The sequence below is a fragment of the Streptomyces sp. NBC_01003 genome, assembly GCF_045162695.1.
GTDB lineage: Bacteria > Actinomycetota > Actinomycetes > Streptomycetales > Streptomycetaceae > Streptomyces.
Map to the genome: position 1 here is coordinate 6,215,582 of NZ_CP108707.1, position 19,823 is coordinate 6,235,404.

The 19,823-nt window shown below is 67.2% G+C and carries 15 protein-coding genes, 1 tRNA gene and 1 pseudogene; 6 read left to right on the plus strand and 11 right to left on the minus strand.

Annotation, left to right across the window (positions count from 1 at the left end):
• Positions 1-265: 265 nt before the first annotated feature.
• The 6 genes from OG698_RS28355 to OG698_RS28380 all read right to left on the minus strand — a co-directional run bounded on the left by OG698_RS28355 (position 266) and on the right by OG698_RS28380 (position 7,663).
• On the minus strand, positions 266-823 hold the full coding sequence (locus OG698_RS28355) for a hypothetical protein (protein WP_406106301.1): 558 nt from the start codon (positions 821-823) through the stop codon (positions 266-268).
• Positions 824-1,000: 177 nt separating this feature from the next.
• A complete protein-coding gene (locus OG698_RS28360; protein WP_406106302.1) occupies positions 1,001-2,095 on the minus strand; it encodes a hypothetical protein in 1,095 nt (364 codons plus the stop codon).
• A 61-nt stretch (positions 2,096-2,156) separates the two neighbouring features.
• The gene (locus OG698_RS28365; protein WP_406106304.1) at positions 2,157-4,427 is read right to left on the minus strand and encodes a hypothetical protein; all 2,271 of its coding nucleotides are present in this window, start codon (positions 4,425-4,427) and stop codon (positions 2,157-2,159) included.
• Between the two features lie 47 nt (positions 4,428-4,474).
• A complete protein-coding gene (locus OG698_RS28370; protein WP_406106306.1) occupies positions 4,475-4,939 on the minus strand; it encodes a hypothetical protein in 465 nt (154 codons plus the stop codon).
• 276 nt (positions 4,940-5,215) lie between these two features.
• Positions 5,216-5,791, minus strand: a complete 576-nt coding sequence (locus OG698_RS28375) for a Uma2 family endonuclease (RefSeq protein WP_406106308.1) — start codon at positions 5,789-5,791, stop codon at positions 5,216-5,218.
• A gap of 1,356 nt (positions 5,792-7,147) precedes the next feature.
• Entirely contained in the window at positions 7,148-7,663 is a 516-nt protein-coding gene (locus OG698_RS28380) for an ATP-binding protein (RefSeq protein ID WP_406106310.1), read from the minus strand.
• A gap of 22 nt (positions 7,664-7,685) precedes the next feature.
• Between OG698_RS28380 and OG698_RS28385 the strand changes: the two are divergent.
• Both OG698_RS28385 and OG698_RS28390 read left to right on the plus strand, forming a co-directional pair.
• A pseudogene (locus OG698_RS28385) lies at positions 7,686-8,081 on the plus strand (helix-turn-helix domain-containing protein); the annotation flags it as partial.
• A complete protein-coding gene (locus tag OG698_RS28390) occupies positions 8,073-8,210 on the plus strand; it encodes a DUF397 domain-containing protein (protein WP_406111328.1) in 138 nt (45 codons plus the stop codon). The pseudogene OG698_RS28385 and the gene OG698_RS28390, both read left to right, overlap by 9 nt.
• Positions 8,211-8,214: 4 nt before the next feature.
• On the opposite strand, the gene OG698_RS28395 is transcribed toward OG698_RS28390, so the two are convergent.
• Together OG698_RS28395 and OG698_RS28400 are read right to left on the minus strand one after the other, a co-directional pair.
• Complete coding sequence (locus OG698_RS28395) at positions 8,215-8,724, minus strand: hypothetical protein (protein WP_406106312.1); 510 nt, start codon at positions 8,722-8,724, stop codon at positions 8,215-8,217.
• A gap of 353 nt (positions 8,725-9,077) precedes the next feature.
• Positions 9,078-9,293 carry a hypothetical protein gene (locus tag OG698_RS28400; RefSeq protein WP_406106314.1) on the minus strand — a complete coding sequence of 72 codons (216 nt, stop codon included), beginning with the start codon at positions 9,291-9,293 and terminating at the stop codon, positions 9,078-9,080.
• A 349-nt stretch (positions 9,294-9,642) separates the two neighbouring features.
• Here OG698_RS28400 and OG698_RS28405 point away from each other — a divergent pair, with 349 nt between their 5' ends.
• On the plus strand, positions 9,643-10,272 hold the full coding sequence (locus OG698_RS28405; protein ID WP_406106316.1) for a TetR-like C-terminal domain-containing protein: 630 nt from the start codon (positions 9,643-9,645) through the stop codon (positions 10,270-10,272).
• A 1,386-nt stretch (positions 10,273-11,658) separates the two neighbouring features.
• On the opposite strand, the gene OG698_RS28410 is transcribed toward OG698_RS28405, so the two are convergent.
• The 3 genes from OG698_RS28410 to OG698_RS28420 all read right to left on the minus strand — a co-directional run bounded on the left by OG698_RS28410 (position 11,659) and on the right by OG698_RS28420 (position 14,525).
• Entirely contained in the window at positions 11,659-13,731 is a 2,073-nt protein-coding gene (locus tag OG698_RS28410; protein ID WP_406106318.1) for a hypothetical protein, read from the minus strand.
• Between the two features lie 63 nt (positions 13,732-13,794).
• Entirely contained in the window at positions 13,795-14,151 is a 357-nt protein-coding gene (locus tag OG698_RS28415; RefSeq protein WP_406106320.1) for a hypothetical protein, read from the minus strand.
• A 302-nt stretch (positions 14,152-14,453) separates the two neighbouring features.
• Positions 14,454-14,525 (minus strand) — tRNA-Cys (locus OG698_RS28420).
• A 192-nt stretch (positions 14,526-14,717) separates the two neighbouring features.
• Between OG698_RS28420 and OG698_RS28425 the strand changes: the two genes are divergently transcribed.
• The 3 genes from OG698_RS28425 to OG698_RS28435 all read left to right on the plus strand — a co-directional run bounded on the left by OG698_RS28425 (position 14,718) and on the right by OG698_RS28435 (position 19,690).
• Positions 14,718-16,223: an MFS transporter gene (locus OG698_RS28425; RefSeq protein WP_406106322.1), complete on the plus strand. Its 1,506-nt coding sequence runs from the start codon at positions 14,718-14,720 to the stop codon at positions 16,221-16,223.
• A gap of 606 nt (positions 16,224-16,829) precedes the next feature.
• Complete coding sequence (locus OG698_RS28430; protein ID WP_406106324.1) at positions 16,830-18,638, plus strand: DEAD/DEAH box helicase; 1,809 nt, start codon at positions 16,830-16,832, stop codon at positions 18,636-18,638.
• A gap of 410 nt (positions 18,639-19,048) precedes the next feature.
• A complete protein-coding gene (locus OG698_RS28435; protein WP_406106326.1) occupies positions 19,049-19,690 on the plus strand; it encodes an IclR family transcriptional regulator in 642 nt (213 codons plus the stop codon).
• Positions 19,691-19,823: the final 133 nt, after the last annotated feature.

A 19,823-nucleotide genomic window follows, 5' to 3' on the forward strand; every position in this document is an offset into this window, starting at 1 on the left:
TGGCCGACCGTCAAGAATGCTCCAGCCGGCCGAAGGGGCGTCGGCGGCTGAGTGAGGAAGGCGTACGGCCTCCGCTGAGCACTCGCCGTCCAGTGGTCACTGCTGAAGCCGTATCTGTCTGAGGCCATGAAGAAAACAGGGTTGCAATTGAGATTGAGCGCAGTGAGGTTCCGGCTCGTATGGCGGCAGCGGAACGTGGTTCGTTTGGCTGCCCGTAGCGTTTCCGCAGAGCGTCGCCTCGGATGGCTGGTGAGGTTGAGGACCGTCAACTACCGACCCTGGATCGGAATGCGTCCAGCGTCATGGTTTTGTCCGCGCTCGGCAGTGTGATGGTCCTCCTCTTGCCGAAGTCCAGATAGGTCGTGCTGCTAGTGCGGCCGTTGCGGTTCGACTTCTGCTTCAGCAGATACGCGGGGTCCTTGGTGCTGACGTAGTACGTGTCCGCAGCCGATGCCGACGCGGACACCTTGACGGCACGGGTCGGGGTGCCATTCACCGTGGCGTCATCGGACGGGGCATAGTGTCCGGTGGGGGACAGCGCGAAGTACGCGTCGCAGCCCTGCCCCGACTTCGTGGTGACATATACGTCGTCCAGGTCGGCGGGGACGGTGATCTCCTGGCCCTGCTGCTTCAGGCTCGCGGCGAACAGGTTGGAGCTGATGTAGGTCACGCCGCCCTGGCAGTACATGTTGCCGCCGATGGTGCCGCTGACCTGGATACGGAGACCCTGCTGCGGGTTCCACGTCATGCGCTGGAGGGCTCCGTCGTACGCAGTCGACGTCCCGATCGCGCTGAAGGGCGTGGTGCGCATCGTCTCGTTCACGGCCTCAATTCGCGCGGCGGCCGAACCGCCTGTCGCATCCTCGGCGGCAGACGAAGCCGATGGGGACGAGGAAGTGGACGTCGCACCGGAGTTGCCGCTGCAGGCGACCGCCCCCGCCAGGAGCAGGGCGGCCACGGCTGCTGTACGCAAGGGGGAAGCCACAAACGGTCCCTTCTGTTAGGGGAGTGTGACGCGCGGGCACGAGTGGGTGTCGGCCGTTGCGTCGAGGAAGTTCTGGAACGTGGCCTTCTTGATCTCCGCGTATGCGACCCCGGCGTGGTCGACGCTGTCGAGCAAGGCTCCTTCGTACGCGACGTTCCAGTGCGCGGCGAAGTACACGTCACTACTGCCACAGTGCAGTACGGCCTCGTCGATCGTGGCAACCCCCTGGTCGCCAGGGAGCGTTTCGAAGCTGTCCGCATCCTTCCGGGCCGCCTCGACGAGATTCTTGTCCGACGTCGCGGCAAAGGACACGGCCGCCTTGGCCGAGCCCGACATGGGCAGGTCACACGCCCAGGTGTGGGCACTTGCGTTGTTCACCCGCTCCCGGTCCGGTTCGGCCCGGGAGACGAGCACGGCCTTCTTGGGCAGGGCGAAGCCCTGCACTCCACACACGTTCTGGACATCTGTCGTCCGCGAGGCGGACGGGGCGGCGAGATCAGGTGTGGCCGAGAGCGCCGACGTGCTGCAGCCAGCCTTTTCGGCGACCTGTCGGGCCGAGCGGTTCAGCAGCCGGGCCAGGCCGGCCGGGTCCGCCGCCCCCTTCCCCACCTTGGCCTCAACAGTCGCCACCGCGCCGTCCCCGGCACGTATGACCTGGCTGCCCTGGAGGCCGCCGACCTTGTCCCAGCAGGACTTCGGCAGGACGACGTACCCGCCGTCCTGCGACACGGCACCGGTCACCCCGTCCCTGAAGTAGGACCGGGCGGCAGGGTTCTTCCAGACCCCGGTCGTGAAGGGGAACACCCCTTGCTCACTGGCCGTCCTGAGGGTCACCTGCTGGTCGTCGCCTCCGATGAAGCGGCTGGTGCGTTCGATCGTGCACGTGAACTCAGCCCGTTGCGTGTCGTCTTGCGCGTGTACCTGCGACAGGCGGCCGGTGGAGTCCAGAACGGCCTGCATCTCCCCGCTACCCAGCTGGCCGCCACAGAACGAGTCCGCGCCGAGAAGATTCGTGTTCCACCAGCAGTACGAGGAGGTGAGCGCGGCCACCAAGGCCAAGGCGCTCGCCGCGACGAGTACCGGCTTCTTCTTCCGCGTCTGGGCTGTCATGGTGCTGTCTACCGGTTCCTTGCGTCGGGCCGTGCGGAGGTCGGTGTTCCACATATGTTGATCAGGTACGGGACCGCAGAGCCTCGTACGCTATCTGCCTGCCGTCGACATAGCTCTGCCGGGCCTCTCCGGCCGCAGCCTCGGTGGTGGTGTGGTCCATGTGGCGCTCGCTGCCCCACTTGTCGAAGTAGCGGTCGAGTTGGTCCTGCGCGACGTCGTTGCCCCGGCTCAGCTCCTCCTTGGACAGTGAGCCTTCCTCTGCCTGGACACCGGCGAGATAGTTGTTGAGACCGACGTCGACGAGGCGCTGGGCTCCGTCGCCGATGACAGGGATGCCGGTGATCATGCCGCCGCCGATGTGGTAGCCGTAGAAACGGTTGTCCGTGGCAGCGCCGATCTTGTCGTCGTGGACGTCCATTTTGACGTCTCCGCCGACCGCGTTGAGCGCGCCGGTGACCTCGCCGAACTTGCGGGCCTCGTTGGTGGCGGCTGTCGCGCTCGGGAAGTCCTTGTCCATCAACTCTTCAGACATGTAGCCCTGTTGAGCGTGATAGATGCGCTCGAAGTTGGTGGTGTCGTCGGCTTCGGAGACGCCGCGCATCATGCGGATCAGGCTGCTGCGGCTGTTCTGGATCTGAGAGTCGTCGCCATGTCCGTAGATGCCTTCCTGGCCGGCCCGTCCGCCGGGCGCGTCGCCGTCGATGATGTCGACGGCATCCGGTGAGTAGTCGGCCAGGGCCTGGGACAGCGGGTCACGCATGGCCGCGTAGTCGTCCTGGCCCAGCACCTCGTCGGCTTTGCCGATCCGCGGGTGCTTGGGGTCCTCGCCGTACTTGCCGTCGGCATCGCCGTAGTCGATGAGGTTGATCGCGTCGTGCATGACGCGGGTCTGCGCGGCGGTGTGCCGGCCGAGTTCGTCGCCGTCCCCGCCCGGTACGTTGCCGGTGGCGCCGGCCGACAGGGCGAGGCCGAGGCCGGTGCGCACGTCCTTGTCGAACGTGTCCCTACCGGTGGTTTCCGTATTGCCGGTCCAGTTCGAGGTGTCGACGTGGTCCCAGTCCCGCTCCTTGAGCAGGTACTCGAGGTTGTCGTTCTTCCCGTCCGGGCCCGGGTCGAGGAAGCTCGTGGTCGTGGCCGGGTCCTTGGACATGACGCCGAGGACACCGTCTAGCGGGTCGTTGGCGAACCAGCCGTCGTCCTTGCCGCTGAAGTCGCCGCGCAGATCCCAGACATCGGGGTTGCCGCCCTGACTCTTGTCCTCGGCGGCCCGGATGTCGGTGGCCATGTCCTTGAGGAACTGCCCGGAGTAGCCGTCGCCCTGTTCCATGAGTGTCACGAGGCTCTGATATCCGCGCACCTGCTGCCCGTGTCCGGTGCCGACCTTGATCTCGTCAGCCGCGACGTCGAGGTCGAATTTCTGGACACCGGCCTTCTGCAGGTCGGAACGGAATTTCTTGTAGAACGCCGAGTTGGTGTCCTTCGTCCCCACGGCAAGGGAGTTGGCCAGGTCGTCCTGGAGCCCTGCGTACGTCCCCTTGTCCTTGCCCCCGTGACTGAGGTCGCTGAGTTTGTTGGCGAACTTGATGGTTCCCGACGCTCCCAGGTTGTCCAGGAACATCTGGTTGAACTCTTTGTTCTTGGCGTTGTCGCGGAAGGCGCGCTGCGCCTCCTTGATCTCCTGCGGGCTGGCGTCGCCGGAGTTGATGCGCGTGGTGATGTCGGCGAGCTCGTCGGCCTCGTATTTCTCGATGTCGCCGCTGGCTTTGCCGTTGAAGCCGTTCATGGTGCCGTCGGTGACGTCCGAGTCGAGCACGACCCCCTGGAAGGCGATCTCGACGCCTTTGTCCGCGTCGTTGACGGCTTTGACCGCGTTGTCGATGCGGTCCTGCCAGGAGCCGACCGCCTTCTGCACGCTCTGCTGGTAGTCGGGGTCATGGTGGATCGCGTTGCGTTCGCCCTCGGTCAGTTTCTCGTAGTCGTACGTGACCACGCCCTGATCCGAGACCTTCATCCCGGCCTTGACCGCCTCGTCATGGGCGGCCTTCAATTTCCCTTTGAGATCCACGTATTGGCCGTGCGCGTCGCGCAGAATCGAGGCGACGGCCTTCGCCTCGGTCTGTGCGTACTGGAACTCGCGCAAAGTGACGTCGAACCGCTCGCGGGCCGTCACGGCGCTGAACCCCTGCCAGCCGTCGCCCATGGAGATGCCGTGCACATCCCGCTTGTAGGCGACCTCCTGGTCATGGAACTTCTTGGCCATGCCGTCCCAGCTGGTGGCGGCCGTGGTGAGCGTGCCGAGATCCGTGGTCATGATCTCGTGGTACGTAGGCATGTCTGGTCCCCCGTGGAGTGAGCGTTATGCGAGCGGGCGGCGCTCTGTCAGTACCGGTCGAAGGCTGACGGCGTGGGCACGCCCTGCACTCCCGACCGCACGCCGAAGTCCTTGTTCGTCAGCAAGATGTTCGTGCTGCGCAGCGAGGCTTTCTCCGATCCGAGCCGGTTCATCAGCGTCTGCACCTGCTCGCCCCATGTTTTGTGGGCCTTCTTGAGCGAGGACGACATGAGCCAGCCGTGCCCATCCTTGGCGTCGAACGCCTTCACCACCCCGGACGTCTCCTCGTCCGAGTAGTCGCCGGCCTTCTTCGTGTCCGGCTCGATGTGATCCTCGATGGCCTTCGCCGCGGCCTTCTTCTGCGCGGGGCTCGATACCAGATTCTGCTGACCGCTCGGGGGGCCGTAGAAGGTGGGGCCGGGAGGGCCGGTCGTGCTGCTCGGGTCGGCGGGTATCTGGTTGAGCTGCATTCCGGTGGAGGCGTCTGACTGCCCTGGTCCAGTCCCTGCCATGTCCGAACTCCCCCTTAGTGGACGGTTTTTCAATTGATAGCGAGGCTAACAAGTGGCCTTCGGTTGGGGAGCTCAGGTTACGGTTGTTGACGGGATCCATACAGCGCGACGCTCTGGAACGCGTGGCGTACGACGGCGAGTCAGCCGTCCAGGCATATCGAGTCGCCGCTCGGCGCTCCTTGCCGACCTCAAAGTGGCGACGTTGGTGGTGATGCGCGAGGAACTCACAGGAAGATTTCGGGCGGCGGTCGCGCGTAACGCCGGAGGTGTCTGACCTCAGGCGTAGCGCGGAAGGTTGTCAGTCGGAATTGTCCAGTCGGCGATGGTGACGGTCTCGCCGTAGACGAAGTCCTTGCGGGTCGCGTAGCGGGGGCCGGTCGGGGTTGTGTGGATGTCGGTCAGGACCGAGCCCGAGCCTGTGCGTGGGTCGACGATTACGTAGACCGGGATGCCCATCGCGGGGTAGTCCCGCATCTTGCTCACCCAGTCGTTCTCGGGGTTGGAGATTGAGACGACCTCGATGGCAGCCAGCAGCGAGCGCGGATCGAATGCACCCTCGCCCTCCGTGTCGGCCTCGGCGATCACCATGACGTCCGGGCGGCGCAGGATCTGCTTGGGCTCGTCCTCCACATCGGGGACTCCTGTGTGAGCCACCAGGTTGTTTGGCGTGGCCTGTTCGAGGCGTTTCCTGATGCGGAGCACTGTCAGCTCGTGGGGACCGTTGGGAGTCGCAGCGTCGTGAGTGATCCCCTCCTTTGTGATCTCCCACTTGCCGGGAATCGCGGCGTCCAGCCTGGGGAGCAGCTCCCGCATCGCCAAGTAGGCCTCAAAGTCCCGTTGTTCGTCAGACATGGTTACGCGGCCTCTGCCTGGCAGGTGCGGCACGCGGCGCACTTACCTGGCTCTGGGGAGCGGAATGCGCGGTCGCAGCCGTCGCAGTTCTGGAGTGGGGCCGGGCGGGGTGGGGGTGGCGTCGTTGGCAAGCGGGACGGTAGGGGTGGTGGGAGGAGCTCTGTCAGGCGGTGGGACAGGAGGGCTGCCGGGTTGCGGAGGGGTTCCGGTGGGAGGCCGGCTGTGAGGGTTCGGCGGATCGCCTCCGGCGTGATGCCGCGGTCCATCCATGTCGTCACCGCGGGCGCCAGGCGGTGTACGTCGCGAGTTGCGAGCAGGAGACGGGGGTCGTACCGGCGTAGGTCCGCGAGGAGTGACACGGCCGGGTCGGAGGAGGTGGAGGGCGTTGAGTGCTTGGGGGTCGCGACCGGTGGTGTTGAGGGGGTGATTGGCAGATTTGGGCGCGGGGGAGTTGCCGGAGTGTGGGGCTTCCGCGAGGGCTTTGGCCTTGAACTGCCAATCATTGCTGGTGGGTTGTTGTACGACGTCGTGCGCGTGATCACTTGGCCTGAGGCCAGGCGTTCGCGGGTTCGGGTCAGGTAGCCGTGTGCTTCCAGTTCGCGTAACGCCGCTGCGATGCGGACCTCGCCCTCCGGGAAGCGGGCCGCCAACGTCTTGATCGTGGCGCTGGCTCCGCGTGGGAGTGACTGGATGTGGGCCGCCAAGCCGATGGCTGTGAGGGAGAGTTGGCGGTGCTGGACCAGGTGGTTGCCGACGATCGTGTAGCGGTCGACATGGCGGCGGTTGATGTGGTGGATTCCGCCGGCGGGGGTTGTCCCTGAGGGAACATCCGGCTCGGCGCACGGGGGCGCGTTAAGCTGCTGAACAGCCATCGGGAAGGTCTCTGCTTCCTGCGTGGTCAGGCCCTCGCACTGGGATTGCCGTCCCGGCGAGGGCCGATGCATGTGTGGGGTTGTTTCGCTGAGACTGGTGCGTGAAGCAGCCTGTACGCAAGCCGAGTTGGGCGTGATCACCCTTGTGGGTGAGGTGCGGGTTCGGGGTTCTTGGATTGCGTGCTTGCTCTCCGGGGGTGGTTGCTGATGCCTCCATCTCTTTCGTTGTTCTGCTTCTGTGCGTGGGGGCTGGCTTTCGTGGGCTGAGGTTCGGGGCGGTGAGGCGTCCGCGTATGCGGCGGGGTGCAACCTATCCAGGGCCGTGGTCGGGCTTCAGTCTGTGAACGTCAGGCTCAGTCAGGCTTCGGTCGAGCGGCAGCGGGGGTTGGGGGAGGTTGGGGAGGGTTCTCTCCCCGGGTTCTTTGTCTTTGATCGCGTGACTGGCCGCGTATTGGGCCACCGCGTCGTGAAGATCTCGATGTGGTCAGGACGGCTTCGATGCTGCCAATTCGGCCCATACCGTCTTAGTTGGGGGTGGGCCCAGCTTCGTACCCCAGGCGTCTGCCAGTGCCTCGACCAGGAGCAGGCCGTAGCCCGGATCGCGCGGTGTTGTGTCTCCTCGTGCGTCCGTCACCTCGATACGCAGCGTGTCCGTCGGCGTGAGCGTGAGTGTCAGGCGGAAGTCTCTGCCCGGTACGCGTCCGTGAGTGATTGCGCTGTTCGCCAGTTCGGTCACCAGTTGCTCCGCTGTCTCGAACGGGCAGGTCCAGTCGGGGAGTTGCTGGACTGTGAGGCGGCGGGCGAGGCGTGCGCCACGGGGCGTTGCCGACAGGCGGATCGTGAAGGTGAGTTCGCCGTTCATGTCACTCAGCGTGATCAGCCACACCTGCTCTGAACAGTGATTCCGTCGATGCGTACGGTGACTGTCCAGTGGCTGTGCGGGCTTGTACAGGGCGTCAATCGTGACGTGTTGGGCATCGGGGTCGTTGGGGGTCGGCACCTCGGAGGAGGGCGTAGGGCGCATGAGGGCGACTGCGGACAGTGGCGATGGGTCGGAGGGCGCGGCCGGGTGGGACGTTGATCCGGACAACGATTCCGTAGCGTTGGCCGAGGCCCTCGGACGGCAGCTTCGGATGTGACGGGAGGCCGCGGGGCTGCGCGCTGCCGAGTTCGGGGCTCGGGTGGGGTACGGGGAGAACCAGGTCTACAAGTTGGAGAGCGGGAGGCGAATTCCGCGTCTCGAGTTCCTGGTGAAGGCCGATGAGGTGCTGGGTGCCGGCGGGAAGATCGCGGCCATGGCGGACGACGTTGCCCAGGTTCGGTACCCGAAGAGGGGCAGGGAGCTGGCGAAGCTTGAGGCGCGGGCGGTTGAGCTGGCTCTGTGCAGCAACCACAACGTCCATGGGCTGTTGAGTAGTGAGCCCAGCGACTGCGTCGAAGTCTCCACCACCTCGATAGCCGTCCATATCTGTGACTCCAAGGACGCCCAGCACCCGCACCTCTCGGTCCCCCGGGTTGTCCGGGCGGCGTTCGTCGCCTCCTGCTGAACCGTCACCAGCCCGGCTCGCCGTCCCCGTCGTAGTCGTAGCCGTACTCGTCGTGGTGGCGCGTGCATGTGCCTTCCGCGCGGATGACCGGCTTGCCTGAGTAGTAGTCGGGGGCGAGGGACAGCTTTGTGCCGTGCTCGTCGGTTGTGCTGATGCCGGGGAGGCCGTGGCCCGGTTCGTCTTCGGCGGGGGATGCGATGTTCTTCACCGTGCGGCCCTGCTTCACCCATTCGGCCGTGAGGTTCGCGAGCGCTGTGAGGTAGCCGGTGCGGTCGCCGAACTCGACCCTCCAGGTGTAGATCGGCTGGCCCCGGGTGACGCCGGTGTCGTCGAAACCGAAGTCGTCCACGCAGGACGTGCTGCCTTCCTTTTCCGCGTACGGCTCTGTCAACGATGCGGGTGACAGCTGCGCGTATGCGTCTTCGCCTGCCTGCTTCGTGTCCTGGACGTGCCGGCCGAAGGCGGAAGCCGATCTGACGGGGCCGCCCTCGAGCGACTCGCATGCCTTGGCCATAAAGCCGATGAGGGCGACGAACACGAGGGCTGTCGCGATTGATGCCCACTGCCCTCGGCTGATGGTGGCGCCGGTCCCAGCCCGCTTCGCGCGGCTCGGGGAAGGGGGCTGGGGCGGCGGCATCGTCTGCATGGAGACGATCAAAGTCGTCGGAGGGACGTGGCGGCACCGTCGAGGTACTCAGACGTGGCGCGTGCGGGTGCTCATGAGCGCTGGTGCCGGGTGCCGGGTGCCGGGTGCCGGGTGCCGGGTGCCGGAGTGCCGGAGTGCCGGGATTCCGCGGCCCGGGCGTCAGGAGTGGACGTAGTACTCGGTCGAGCAGGCGCGTACGTAGTGGTTTTCCAGGCAGGCCTTCAGGCCGTAGTCCCGGTCCTCGGGGGGCCTCCCTGGCGGTCCGAGCCCGGTGACGGCTTGCCGTTCGTGCTGACCGTGCGGCCGGTGGTGAGGATGCCCTTGACGTAATAGCCGTCCGACCGGTCGTCGACCGCGCACAGTGTGTCGCCGTGGAGATCACCACCGGTGGGAGGTGGCTCCGGCGAGAGGGAGAGGTGCCGCTGGCGTGGCTGCACGGCGCGGTGAGGTCTTTGGCGCGGCCGTGGCGCCACCACTGCCGCGCGACGTTGGCCGGCGCGGCAGCGGTGACAATATCCCCCGATATCCCCCGTTGTGTGAGCCGGTTCGACCCGGCTCACGCCCCCGTACACCCATGCGCGACGCACTAATGCTCCTTGTCGCGCATTAAGGTGTGGCCACGCTATCCGGAGCCGGTCGGCCGCGCAAAGCGAATCCGGCAGGAATCGTCCTGACCGCACGTGAAGATCTGGTGACCGTCGGATCGGTCTCCGGTGGGGGTCCGGCTTGGGGTCTGCCCGGCGGCTCGGCGTTTGCCTTGGTGCCGCGGCGTCTAGATTGGCGTCGATGACTGAGCGACCACAGCACGGCTCCGCCCGCCCCGGCGGACGCACGGCCCGCACCCGCGCGGCCGTCCTCGCGGCCGCGCTGCACGAACTCGACGAGACCGGGTTCGGCGCGCTCAACCTCGACAAGCTCGCGGCGCGTTCCGGTGTGCACGTCTCGACGATCAGGCGCCGCTGGCGCAGCGTCGAGGGGGTCGTCGTCGATCTGATGGCCCAGCACAGCAAAACGATCGCCACGCCGGACTCCGGTGAGTTCCGTCAGGACCTGTACGAGCTGGCCGAGGCCATCGCCGGGTTCCACGCCCTGCCGCGCAGTCGCAACCTCGTCGAGGCGATGGTGGCGGCCGCCGCGTACGACCCTCACATCGCGGATCTTGTCCGCGGCGCTTTCGTCGCGCGCACCGAGGTCGTGACGCAGTTGGTGCGTCGCGCCGTCGATCGGGGCGAGGTTCCTCCGGATACGGATGCGTACGAAGTCATCGCGGCGCTGAGCGCACCGTTCTACTACCGGTTGCTCATCATGCGCGGGGACATCGATGAGCGGCTCGTTGCTGCGAGCGCCGAGGCGGCATATCGGTCGGCTTGTGGTGGGGTGTTCGGTGGGGTGGATGGCGAGGAGGGGACTGAGTAGGCCGGAGGTGCCGTTGCTGGCGACCGAACGACTCCGGCCGAACCGGTGCGGCCTCGCGGCGCCGCCCGCACGGCTCATTCATGGCGATGACCAGCGCAGACGTGTGTGTGACGGTCGCGCGCCGGGCGTGCAGATCGAGCGAACTTCGGCCATCTGAGGGCCCGCGTCCGCTCCTGTGTACTTACTGTTGAGTACGAGGGCCGCCCGGCTTCCCCCGTGGTTGGGCGGCCCTCATCCGCGACTTGGCGACTCTCATTCCGTTTGCGTAAGGCCCGTGATCATCCGGCGGCCGCCTGGTGGAGTTGCAATGGTCCACGCCTATGGTGAGGCGGCACTGCCGCGTCACGGGGGTGGCAGGAGCGGTCGGTGGGGCCCCGTATCTGACACGGGGCCCTGTACGACCGACGTGATGTTCGCTCTTTGGGCTCGATGACGGTGAATGCCCAGCCCCACATTTGCAGCCGGCGTCATGGCTGCCTGACTCGTGCGACCGGCGTCATGACCGCGTTCGCCTGCGAGTCGCCCCTCGTCCAAGCCCTCGCCGACCGCCTTCCGCATGCCACGCACCCTCGCTTCGGCCCCTGTGCCCGTACCGGCTTGGGCGGGGTGGTGATTGCGGGCCCGTGCGGGGTCGTACTTTGGGGGAGCGAACTTTGCGGAGAGAGGACGGCAGCGGTGACGACAGGTGAGTCTTCAGGTCGCCAGGATCCGGCGGATGGGCCCGAGCCCCGTTCTTACGAGCCCGGACCTTCCGCCGGGAAGCTGATTCTCTTCGTGGCGGTGTTTGTTGCGTTTGCGGTGATTGTTGTGGGCGGTGGCGTGATTCTTACGGCTGGGGGTTAAGGAGTCAGGGTGGTGTGCAGCCCACGGTCTTCATTGTGGTCGGCATGTAATTTCGCATGAACTTTTCAATATCGCTCCTAAGGTGTGGAACTGATCCTTCTTGGGTCAACCTTAGTGCGATGGTGAAATGATCTCCCTTGCCTCTTTCGCATCGAGTGGTGGCGATTGCTCCGTTATCGCCGATGGCTGCGGACTCGGCCAAGCGCATCCGAGTGGGGTCCCACAGGCCGGTGATAGAGTCATCGGGTGAGGCGAACTTCAGTGGGTCGATGGAATCCGGGTGCCAGGAGAACTGGAACCTGAGAGCCCTGTCCTTTCCGACACTCACGATGCACCATGCTGACCCGGATTCCCCCCAACCGGAACTGCGCCATTCAGACACCTTTTCGGTGGGATCCAACAGTGGTTCGATAAGGTCCTTGGTGACCTCTGTGCCACAGATGGATTTTGGGGGATCGACGTGTTTTGCGCTGCAGGAAGTCAATGTGGCGACGGACGAGAGAGTGGCCAGCGCGAGTGGTCCAGTCAGTTTTCGATTGAAGCTCACTTGCTTGCCTTCCCCGAAACGCCACGCGCGCGCTCGATTCCTGCGCTCGCAGCCTGCTCCGTGTAGTGGCGTAGTTCGTAGGGGGCCTCCCCGCCGTTGCCGTGCACTTTCCACCACTCTTCAGTGATAGCCATCAGCTGCTTGTTCCTGTTTCCGTATTCCGCGATTGCGGCGTCGGAAGATTTTTCGTCCAGCTTCTCTTGCTCGTCAGCAAGCCACTTCTCTGTCACGTAGTCGACCCCCGCCTGAACTTCATCGCCACCCACGGGGATGTATCCGATAGCTTGGTCGACCACCCACTTGTGCTTGAACTCGGCAACCTTTGGGTCGCCCTTCGCCTCAACGCTGGCTTGCTCTAGGAACCCCATGGTTCGACCCGCTTGAATCAGAGAGTCCTTTGGGTGTTCTTGGTTGGAGGCGTGAATATCTGAGACGATGGAGTGGTTAATTCCGCTGTTGAGCGTCGCGTATGAGCCCTGATCTTTGGAGATCTGCTTGACGACTTCATAGAGTTCATCTTGCTTCAGTCCGGGTTCCGCCATATCGACGTTGCTCGCCGCCGCATGCACCGTATCCCCGTGATTGACCAGAATCTTCGCCATGGGCTCTCGTAGTGACGGCGGGAACTTGTCTCCCTCGTCCGACAGGTACTTCAGCGACGACTTGAACACCTTGTTGTTGTCCGCGGAGTGCTCGACGTACTTCGCGTTCGGGTCCGATGGGTCCAGGCCCGTCGCTCCCGCCTGTAGCGCCGCCGCGAAGCCGGCACGGGTGTCCGTGTCCAGGGACGGGGTGTAGACCGTCGCCTTCGGCGTCTCGTTCGTGTGCAACGCGATCTTCCAGTCGCGGTCGTGCATCAGGTACTTCATGCGGTCGTCGTCATTGAGGTAATGCGCGGCCGTGGCCGGCTCGTGGCTCATGATGCCGAGTACGCCGTCGACCGGGTCATTGGCGAACCAGCCGTTCCGCTTTCCGCTGTATTCGCCCTTCAGGTCCCAGATTTCCGGGTTCTTCTTCTCGGCCTTGATCATGTCGTCGCCGAGGTCCTCGAGGAAGTCGCGCCCGTACCCGTCACCGTGCTGCATGAGCGTGACCAGCGACTGGTATCCGTGGACCTTGTCCAGCCTGGCTGCCTGGAATTCGGTCTCGTAGCGCGCGACTCCCGCCTTCCGCATTTCCGTCCGCCAGTCCTTGTACCACTTGGAGTGGGAGTTCTTGGTGGCTGTCGCGAGGGAGTTGGCGAGGCCGGTTTCCAGGGAGTTGTATTCGGCGGCGTGCCGGGGGTCGGTGACGTGGGCGAGGTCGCCCAGGTTGTTGGTCAGGCGGATCGTGCCGCTCGGGCCCAGGCTGTCCAGGAGGGTGCGGCTGAATACCGGATCGTGGCTGTTGTCGCGGAACGAGCGTTGGAGTTCCGCGAGTTGGTTCGGCGTGAGTCGTTCGCCGTTGGCGAGTTTGTGGGCGGATTCCTTGGCCGCTTCCACCTCGTACTTTTCGATGTCGCCCTTGGCGCGGGCGTTGAAGCCGTTTCCCGTGCCGTCGGTGAGGACGGAGTCGAAGACCGCCGCGCTCAGGGCGATCTCGACGCCCGTATCGGCGTCTCCGACCGCACGCACCGCCTTGTCGATGCGTCCCTGCCAGGACGCGACCGCCCTGTGAACCTCGGCCCTGCTACCGGGGTCGTGCAGCGCAGAGCCCGACTCGCTCGCCGCCGCGCGCTCCTCGTCGTACGCCACCACGCCGCGATCCGAGACCCTTATCCCGGCTTTGACGGCTGCCTCACGCTCGGACCTGAGTTGGCCGCGCAAGGTGGTGAACTGCGCGTGAGCGTCTCGGAGGAGTGAGGCGATCGCCTTGGCCTCTGTCTGGGCGTTCTGGAATTCGTGGAGCGTTACGTCGAAGCGCTTGCCGGCCGCGTCGGCGCTCAGGCCGGTCCAGGTCGAGGGGGATGGCGGGCCGGGCGTGATGCCGTGCACGTCCCGCTTGTAGTCCGTCTCCCGCTTTCCGAATTCCTTCGCCATACCGTCCCAGCGGTCGGCCGCCGTGGTGAGCGTGGCGAGGTCGGTGGTCATGATCTCGTGGTACGTGGGCATGGGTCGGTCCTCGTGCGTCGGTCGGGTCTGGCCGTACGGCGGTCAGTAGCGGTCGAGCGATGACGTCGTCCGGACCTGCGCCCCTACACCGAAGTCCGTTCCCTGGAGGAGTGCCGTGGTGGCGCGCAGGGACACCTTCTCCGAACTCAGCCTGTTCATGAGGGACTTCACCTGATCCCCCCAAGCCTTGTGTGCCTTCTTCAGGGACGACGACGTGACCCAGCCGTGCCCGTCCTTCGCGTCGAACGCCCGGACGGCGGCGCCCGTGTCCTCGTCCGCCCACTCGCCCGAGCGGCGCGTGTCGGGCTCGATGTGGTTCTCGATCGCCCGTGCTGCGGCGCGCTTCCGCGCGGGCGACGAAGCGAGGTTCTGCTGCCCCTGGGCAGGTCCGATGACCATGATGTTGATGTCCTCCCCGTGTGTCCGTGCTCGCATCCCGCGTTTCGCCCAACTGCCTTGCGGCGAGGCGGGATTCTGGGAAACGACGGACCGGACGCGCTGGTCACCCCACGTCCGGGTGATCAGTGGCGCAGCCCGGCAGCGGGCGGGTTGGAGGGGTGTCCGTCTCGGGTGACGCACTTCGTCCGGCTTGACGGAGCACCGCGATGCCGTGCCCTCTTCTGTGGTCCACGAGGCCCCTGGCGCAACGCCGAAGGGGCGCCCCGCCGAAGCCGGGCGCCCCTTCATGAGCGTGCTGGTCGAGGCCGTGACCGGAATCGAACCGGTGTGCTTCGCTTTGCAGGCGAATCCCTAAACCACTCGGGCACACGGCCGAACTGAGTTCGGAACAAGCTCCGTTGAACTCGATGTCTTGACCGTATGGCCCCTGGGTCGCCGCGCCAAGAGGGGCGCGTGGGTCGCAATGCGACTGCCATACGGCGTTCATGGTCGTACGACCAAGGGACCAGGCGAAGGGCGACTCCCGACAGGGGTCAGTGGCCCTTGAGCCCCTTACTCTGAGCCGTATGACCGCCCTGGAACCGCGTGACGACGCCGATGTCGTCGCCACCTCGACCCCGCCCCCGACCGCTCCGACCACCCCGACCGCTCCGACCACCCCGCCCGGCGTCGGCGTCCTCAGCCGTTCCTACCGGTCCCTCAGTGTCGGCATCGTCTCCGTCGTCCTGCTGATCGCCTTCGAGGCCACCGCCGTCGGGACCGCCATGCCCGTCGCCGCGCGTGAGCTGGACGGGGTGTCGCTGTACGCGTTCGCGTTCTCCGGGTACTTCACGACGAGTCTGTTCGGGATGGTGTTCTCGGGGCAGTGGGCGGACCGGCGCGGTCCGCTCGGGCCGCTGGGGGCGGGGATCGCCGCGTTCGCGGTGGGGCTGCTGCTCGCCGGGACCGCGGGGTCGATGTGGATGTTCATCGCCGGGCGGGCCGTGCAGGGGCTCGGGGGCGGGCTCGTCATCGTGGCGTTGTACGTCGTTGTCAGCCGGGCCTATCCGGAGCGGCTGCGGCCCGCGATCATGGCCGCCTTTGCCGCGAGCTGGGTGGTTCCGTCCGTCGTCGGGCCGCTCGCGTCAGGCGCCGTGACCGAGCACCTCGGGTGGCGGTGGGTGTTCATCGGGATCCCGGTTCTCGTCGTGTTCCCGCTGGCGCTCGCGCTGCCGCAGATCCGGCGGCGCGCGTCGGGGCCCGCGGAGGGAGCGGCGCGCGGAGCAGCCGACGGCCGTCGCATCCGGCTCGCCCTCGGGATCTCGCTCGGGGCAGGTCTGCTTCAGTACGCCGCCCAGGACCTGCGGTGGATCTCGCTCCTGCCCGGCGCGGTGGGCGTGGCCCTGCTCGTGCCGGCGGTGCTCGGGCTGCTGCCCCGCGGGACGTACCGGGCCGCCCGCGGGCTGCCCGCCGTGGTTCTCCTGCGCGGTGTCGCCGCCGGGTCCTTCATCGCGGCCGAGTCGTTCGTGCCGCTGATGCTCGTCACGCAGCGCGGGCTCTCGCCGATGATGGCCGGGCTCTCGCTGGCGGTGGGCGGGGCCACGTGGGCGTTCGGGTCGTTCCTGCAGTCGCGGCCGCGCTTCGAGCCGTATCGGGAGCGGCTGATGGCGGGCGGGATGGTGCTGGTGGCGGCGGCCGTCGCCACGGCGCCGAGCGTGCTCATCGAGGCCGTGCCGGTGTGGATCGTCGCCGTGGCGTGGGGCTTCGGGTGCCTCGGGATGGGGCTGGTCATCTCGTCGACGAGTGTGCTGCTGCTGGAGCTGTCGGCGCCCGAGGAGGCGGGGGCCAACTCGGCCGCCCTCCAGATCTCGGACGGGCTGTCCAACGTGGTGCTGCTGGCCGTGGGGGGAGCGGCGTTCGCTGCGCTCGGCGGCGGTGCGGTGGGCTCCGCCCACGAGGTGGCCTCGGCCGGCGGCGGCGGATCCCATCCGGCCGCCTTCGTCGCGGTGTTCCTGCCGATGGCGGCGGTCGCCCTGGTGGGGGCCTGGGTGGCTACGCGCGTGAGGTCCGCGTCCCGGCCTCCGGCCTGCTGAAGTAAACGGGTGCCTGACGTCGGGTGCCTGAAGTCGAGCGTCTGAAGCCGGGCGTCTGAAGCCGGCCGCCTGAAACCCGGCCCTGAATCCAGTCGCCCGAAACCGGCCCCGAAACCCGTCGGACGCCCGGCCGGACGCGCTCGCTCCGCACGGCCCCCCGGACATACGCCCCGTGTCGCTCCTGGACGCGCTCTGTACGGCCCCCGGACGCACCCCGTACGGCCCCCCCGGACGTGCGCCGTGCGGCCCCCGGACGTGCGCCCCGTGTCACTCCTAGACGCACTCCGCGCGGCCCCCGGACGCACCCCGTACGGCCCCCCGGACGTGCCCCGGACGAGCGCCTCGTGTCGCTCCCGGACGCGCTCCGTGCGGCACGCGAACGCGCTCCGTGAGACCGACTGTGAAACGGGTCGCATCGCGCGGCGCCCCGGTGCCGTTCCCCCGCTGACCCGACCACCCCACCGGTAGGGTGGCCCGGTTGTCGTACGTACCCCGAGCGTCAAAGTGCGTACCTCCAGCGTCAGAAGCCTGCGTCAGTACTCCGCAGCCTGCGTCAGCATCGCGCAGCCCGCACCCGCGCCCGTACCTGCGTCAAAACCGGAGACCGTGACTACCACCGCCGCCGCCACCGCCTCTTCCGCCTCCTCCCACCACCTCTCACCCGCCTTCCCCGGCCGCGCCCCCTGGGGCACCGCGGGCAAGCTGCGTGCCTGGCAGCAAGGGGCCATGGAGAGGTACCTCCAGGAGCAGCCGCGAGACTTTCTCGCCGTCGCCACCCCGGGCGCCGGCAAGACGACGTTCGCGCTCACCCTCGCTTCCTGGCTGCTGCACCACCATGTCGTGCAGCAGGTGACCGTGGTCGCGCCGACCGAGCACCTGAAGAAGCAGTGGGCCGAAGCCGCCGCGCGCATAGGGATCAAGCTGGACCCGGAGTACAGCGCGGGGCCGCTCAACAAGGAGTACCAGGGCGTCGCCGTCACGTACGCGGGTGTGGGCGTGCGGCCGATGCTGCACCGCAACCGCAGTGAGCAGCGCAAGACCCTCGTCATCCTCGACGAGATCCACCACGCCGGTGACAGCAAGTCGTGGGGTGAGGCGTGCCTGGAGGCCTTCGAGCCGGCCACCCGCCGCCTCGCCCTCACCGGTACGCCGTTCCGCTCCGACACCAACCCCATCCCCTTCGTCCAGTACGAAGAGGGCAAGGACGGCATCCGGCGGTCCTCCGCCGACTACACGTACGGCTACGGCAGCGCGCTCGGCGACGGCGTCGTGCGGCCCGTCATCTTCCTCTCCTACAGCGGCAACATGCGGTGGCGCACGAAGGCCGGCGACGAGATCGCCGCCCGGCTCGGCGAACCCATGACCAAGGACGCCATCAGCCAGGCCTGGCGTACGGCCCTCGACCCGCGCGGCGAGTGGATGCCGAGCGTGCTGCGCGCGGCCGACCAGCGGCTCACCGAGGTCCGCAAGGGCATCCCGGACGCCGGCGGTCTCGTCATCGCCGCCGACCAGGACTCCGCCCGCGCCTACGCCAAGCTGATCCGGGAGATCACCGGCACGAAGCCCACCACCGTCCTTTCCGACGACACGGGCGCGTCGAAACGGATCGACGACTTCTCGGCGAGCAACGACCGCTGGATGGTCGCCGTCCGCATGGTGTCCGAGGGCGTCGACGTGCCCCGCCTCGCCGTGGGCGTCTACGCGACGACCATCTCGACCCCGCTCTTCTTCGCGCAGGCCGTGGGCCGCTTCGTACGTTCGCGGCGGCGCGGCGAGACCGCGTCCGTCTTCCTGCCCACCGTCCCCGACCTCCTCGGCTTCGCCAACGAGATGGAGGTCGAGCGCGACCACGTGCTCGACAAGCCGAAGAAGGACGGGGAGGAGGACCCCTACGCCGAGTCCGAGAAGGAGATGGACGAGGCGAACAAGCAGGAGGACGAGGACACGGGGGAGCAGGAGCAGTTCTCCTTCGAGGCGCTCGAGTCCGAGGCCACGTTCGACCGGGTCCTCTACGACGGTGCCGAGTTCGGCATGCAGGCGCACCCGGGCAGCGAGGAGGAGCAGGACTACCTCGGCATTCCCGGGCTCCTCGAACCCGACCAGGTGCAGATGCTGCTCCAGAAGCGGCAGGCCCGGCAGATCGCGCACAGCAAGAAGAGGCCCGACAGCGAGGCCGATCTCCTCGAGATGCCGGCCGAGCGGCGGCCCGTCGTCTCGCACAAGGAGCTCCTCGAACTCCGCAAGTCGCTCAACACGATGGTCGGCGCGTACGTGCATCAGAGCGGGAAGCCGCACGGCGTCATCCACACCGAGCTGCGGCGGGTGTGCGGGGGGCCGCCGAGCGCGGAGGCCACGGCCGGGCAGTTGAGGCAGCGCATCGCGAAGGTCCAGGAGTGGGCCACCCGGATGAAGTGACGTCCCTCAAGGGGCGTTGCGCGGGCGTCTGTCACCCCTGGGGTTCATGGGGCTCGCGCCGGGCCGGGTCGCGCGCGCCGGGAAGCGTGTGCGCTACGTGCAGAGGTGGTGCACGCTCCGTTGATCGTGCCCCGCGTAACGGGGCAATCGGTACAGGTCAGGATAGTTACTGCCCGGATTCTGGACGGAGTCTTCCGCTGAGCGGGACGACCTCGCTACATTCCCGGCAACGCACACGCCCCGTGGCAGAGCCGCCGCGGAGCGCAGCCGGTGCGCCATGCGCCTCCGCCCGGGACCATCCGAACCGGGTCGATTGCCGACCGGCGGCCTCTGACGCGCGTCGCCCACGGGACCGGCGTCGCAACCGCCGCGGAGGGGGCCGCCGCCTTCACCACTAAGGAGTGGGCGTCGTGACCGCGGAGACCTCCCAGACGCTCGACCGGGGACTGCGTGTCCTCAAGCTGCTCGCCGACACCGACCACGGGCTGACGGTCACCGAGCTGTCCAACAAGCTCGGCGTGAACCGCACCGTCGTGTACCGCCTGCTCGCCACGCTCGAACAGCACGCCCTGGTCCGCCGTGACCTCGGCGGCCGGGCGCGGGTGGGGCTAGGCGTGCTGCGCCTGGGCCGCCAGGTGCATCCGCTGGTACGGGAGGCTGCGCTGCCGGCGCTGCGATCCCTTGCCGAGGACATCGGGGCCACCGCGCATCTGACGCTGGTCGATGGCTCGGAGGCGCTCGCCGTGGCCGTCGTCGAGCCGACCTGGACGGACTATCACGTGGCGTACCGGGCCGGTTTTCGGCATCCGCTCGACCGGGGGGCCGCGGGCCGCGCCATACTCGCTGCGCGGCAGGGGCTGGTGCCTGAGCCTGGTTACACGCTGACCCATGGGGAGCTTGAGGCCGGCGCCTGTGGCGCTGCGGCGCCGTTGGTGGGGGTGAGCGGGGTTGAGGGAAGTGTGGGGGTTGTGATGCTTTCGGACTCCGTCCCTGAGCGGGTGGGGCCGCGGGTTCTTGATGCGGCGCGGGAGGTTGCCGACGCGTTGCGCTAAGCGCGCTGCGTGCCGGTTATTTGTGCGGGGTATCAGTGCCGGGGGTTTTGCGCAGTTCCCCGCGCCCCCTATCGGCGGTCCGTTGTCTTCTGCGGGTTCGTATCGGCTATGTGCGCAGTTCCCCGCACCCCTC

Bases quoted from the DNA above. Each gene is read 5' to 3' on its own strand.
- OG698_RS28360 (WP_406106302.1), bottom strand. From the start codon at position 2,095: ATGACAGCCCAGACGCGGAAGAAGAAGCCGGTACTCGTCGCGGCGAGC.
- OG698_RS28365 (WP_406106304.1), bottom strand. From the start codon at position 4,427: ATGCCTACGTACCACGAGATCATGACCACGGATCTCGGCACGCTCACC.
- OG698_RS28370 (WP_406106306.1), bottom strand. From the start codon at position 4,939: ATGGCAGGGACTGGACCAGGGCAGTCAGACGCCTCCACCGGAATGCAG.
- OG698_RS28375 (WP_406106308.1), bottom strand. From the start codon at position 5,791: ATGTCTGACGAACAACGGGACTTTGAGGCCTACTTGGCGATGCGGGAG.
- OG698_RS28395 (WP_406106312.1), bottom strand. From the start codon at position 8,724: ATGGCCAAGGCATGCGAGTCGCTCGAGGGCGGCCCCGTCAGATCGGCT.
- OG698_RS28405 (WP_406106316.1), top strand. From the start codon at position 9,643: ATGACTGAGCGACCACAGCACGGCTCCGCCCGCCCCGGCGGACGCACG.
- OG698_RS28410 (WP_406106318.1), bottom strand. From the start codon at position 13,731: ATGACCACCGACCTCGCCACGCTCACCACGGCGGCCGACCGCTGGGAC.
- OG698_RS28415 (WP_406106320.1), bottom strand. From the start codon at position 14,151: ATGGTCATCGGACCTGCCCAGGGGCAGCAGAACCTCGCTTCGTCGCCC.
- OG698_RS28425 (WP_406106322.1), top strand. From the start codon at position 14,718: ATGACCGCCCTGGAACCGCGTGACGACGCCGATGTCGTCGCCACCTCG.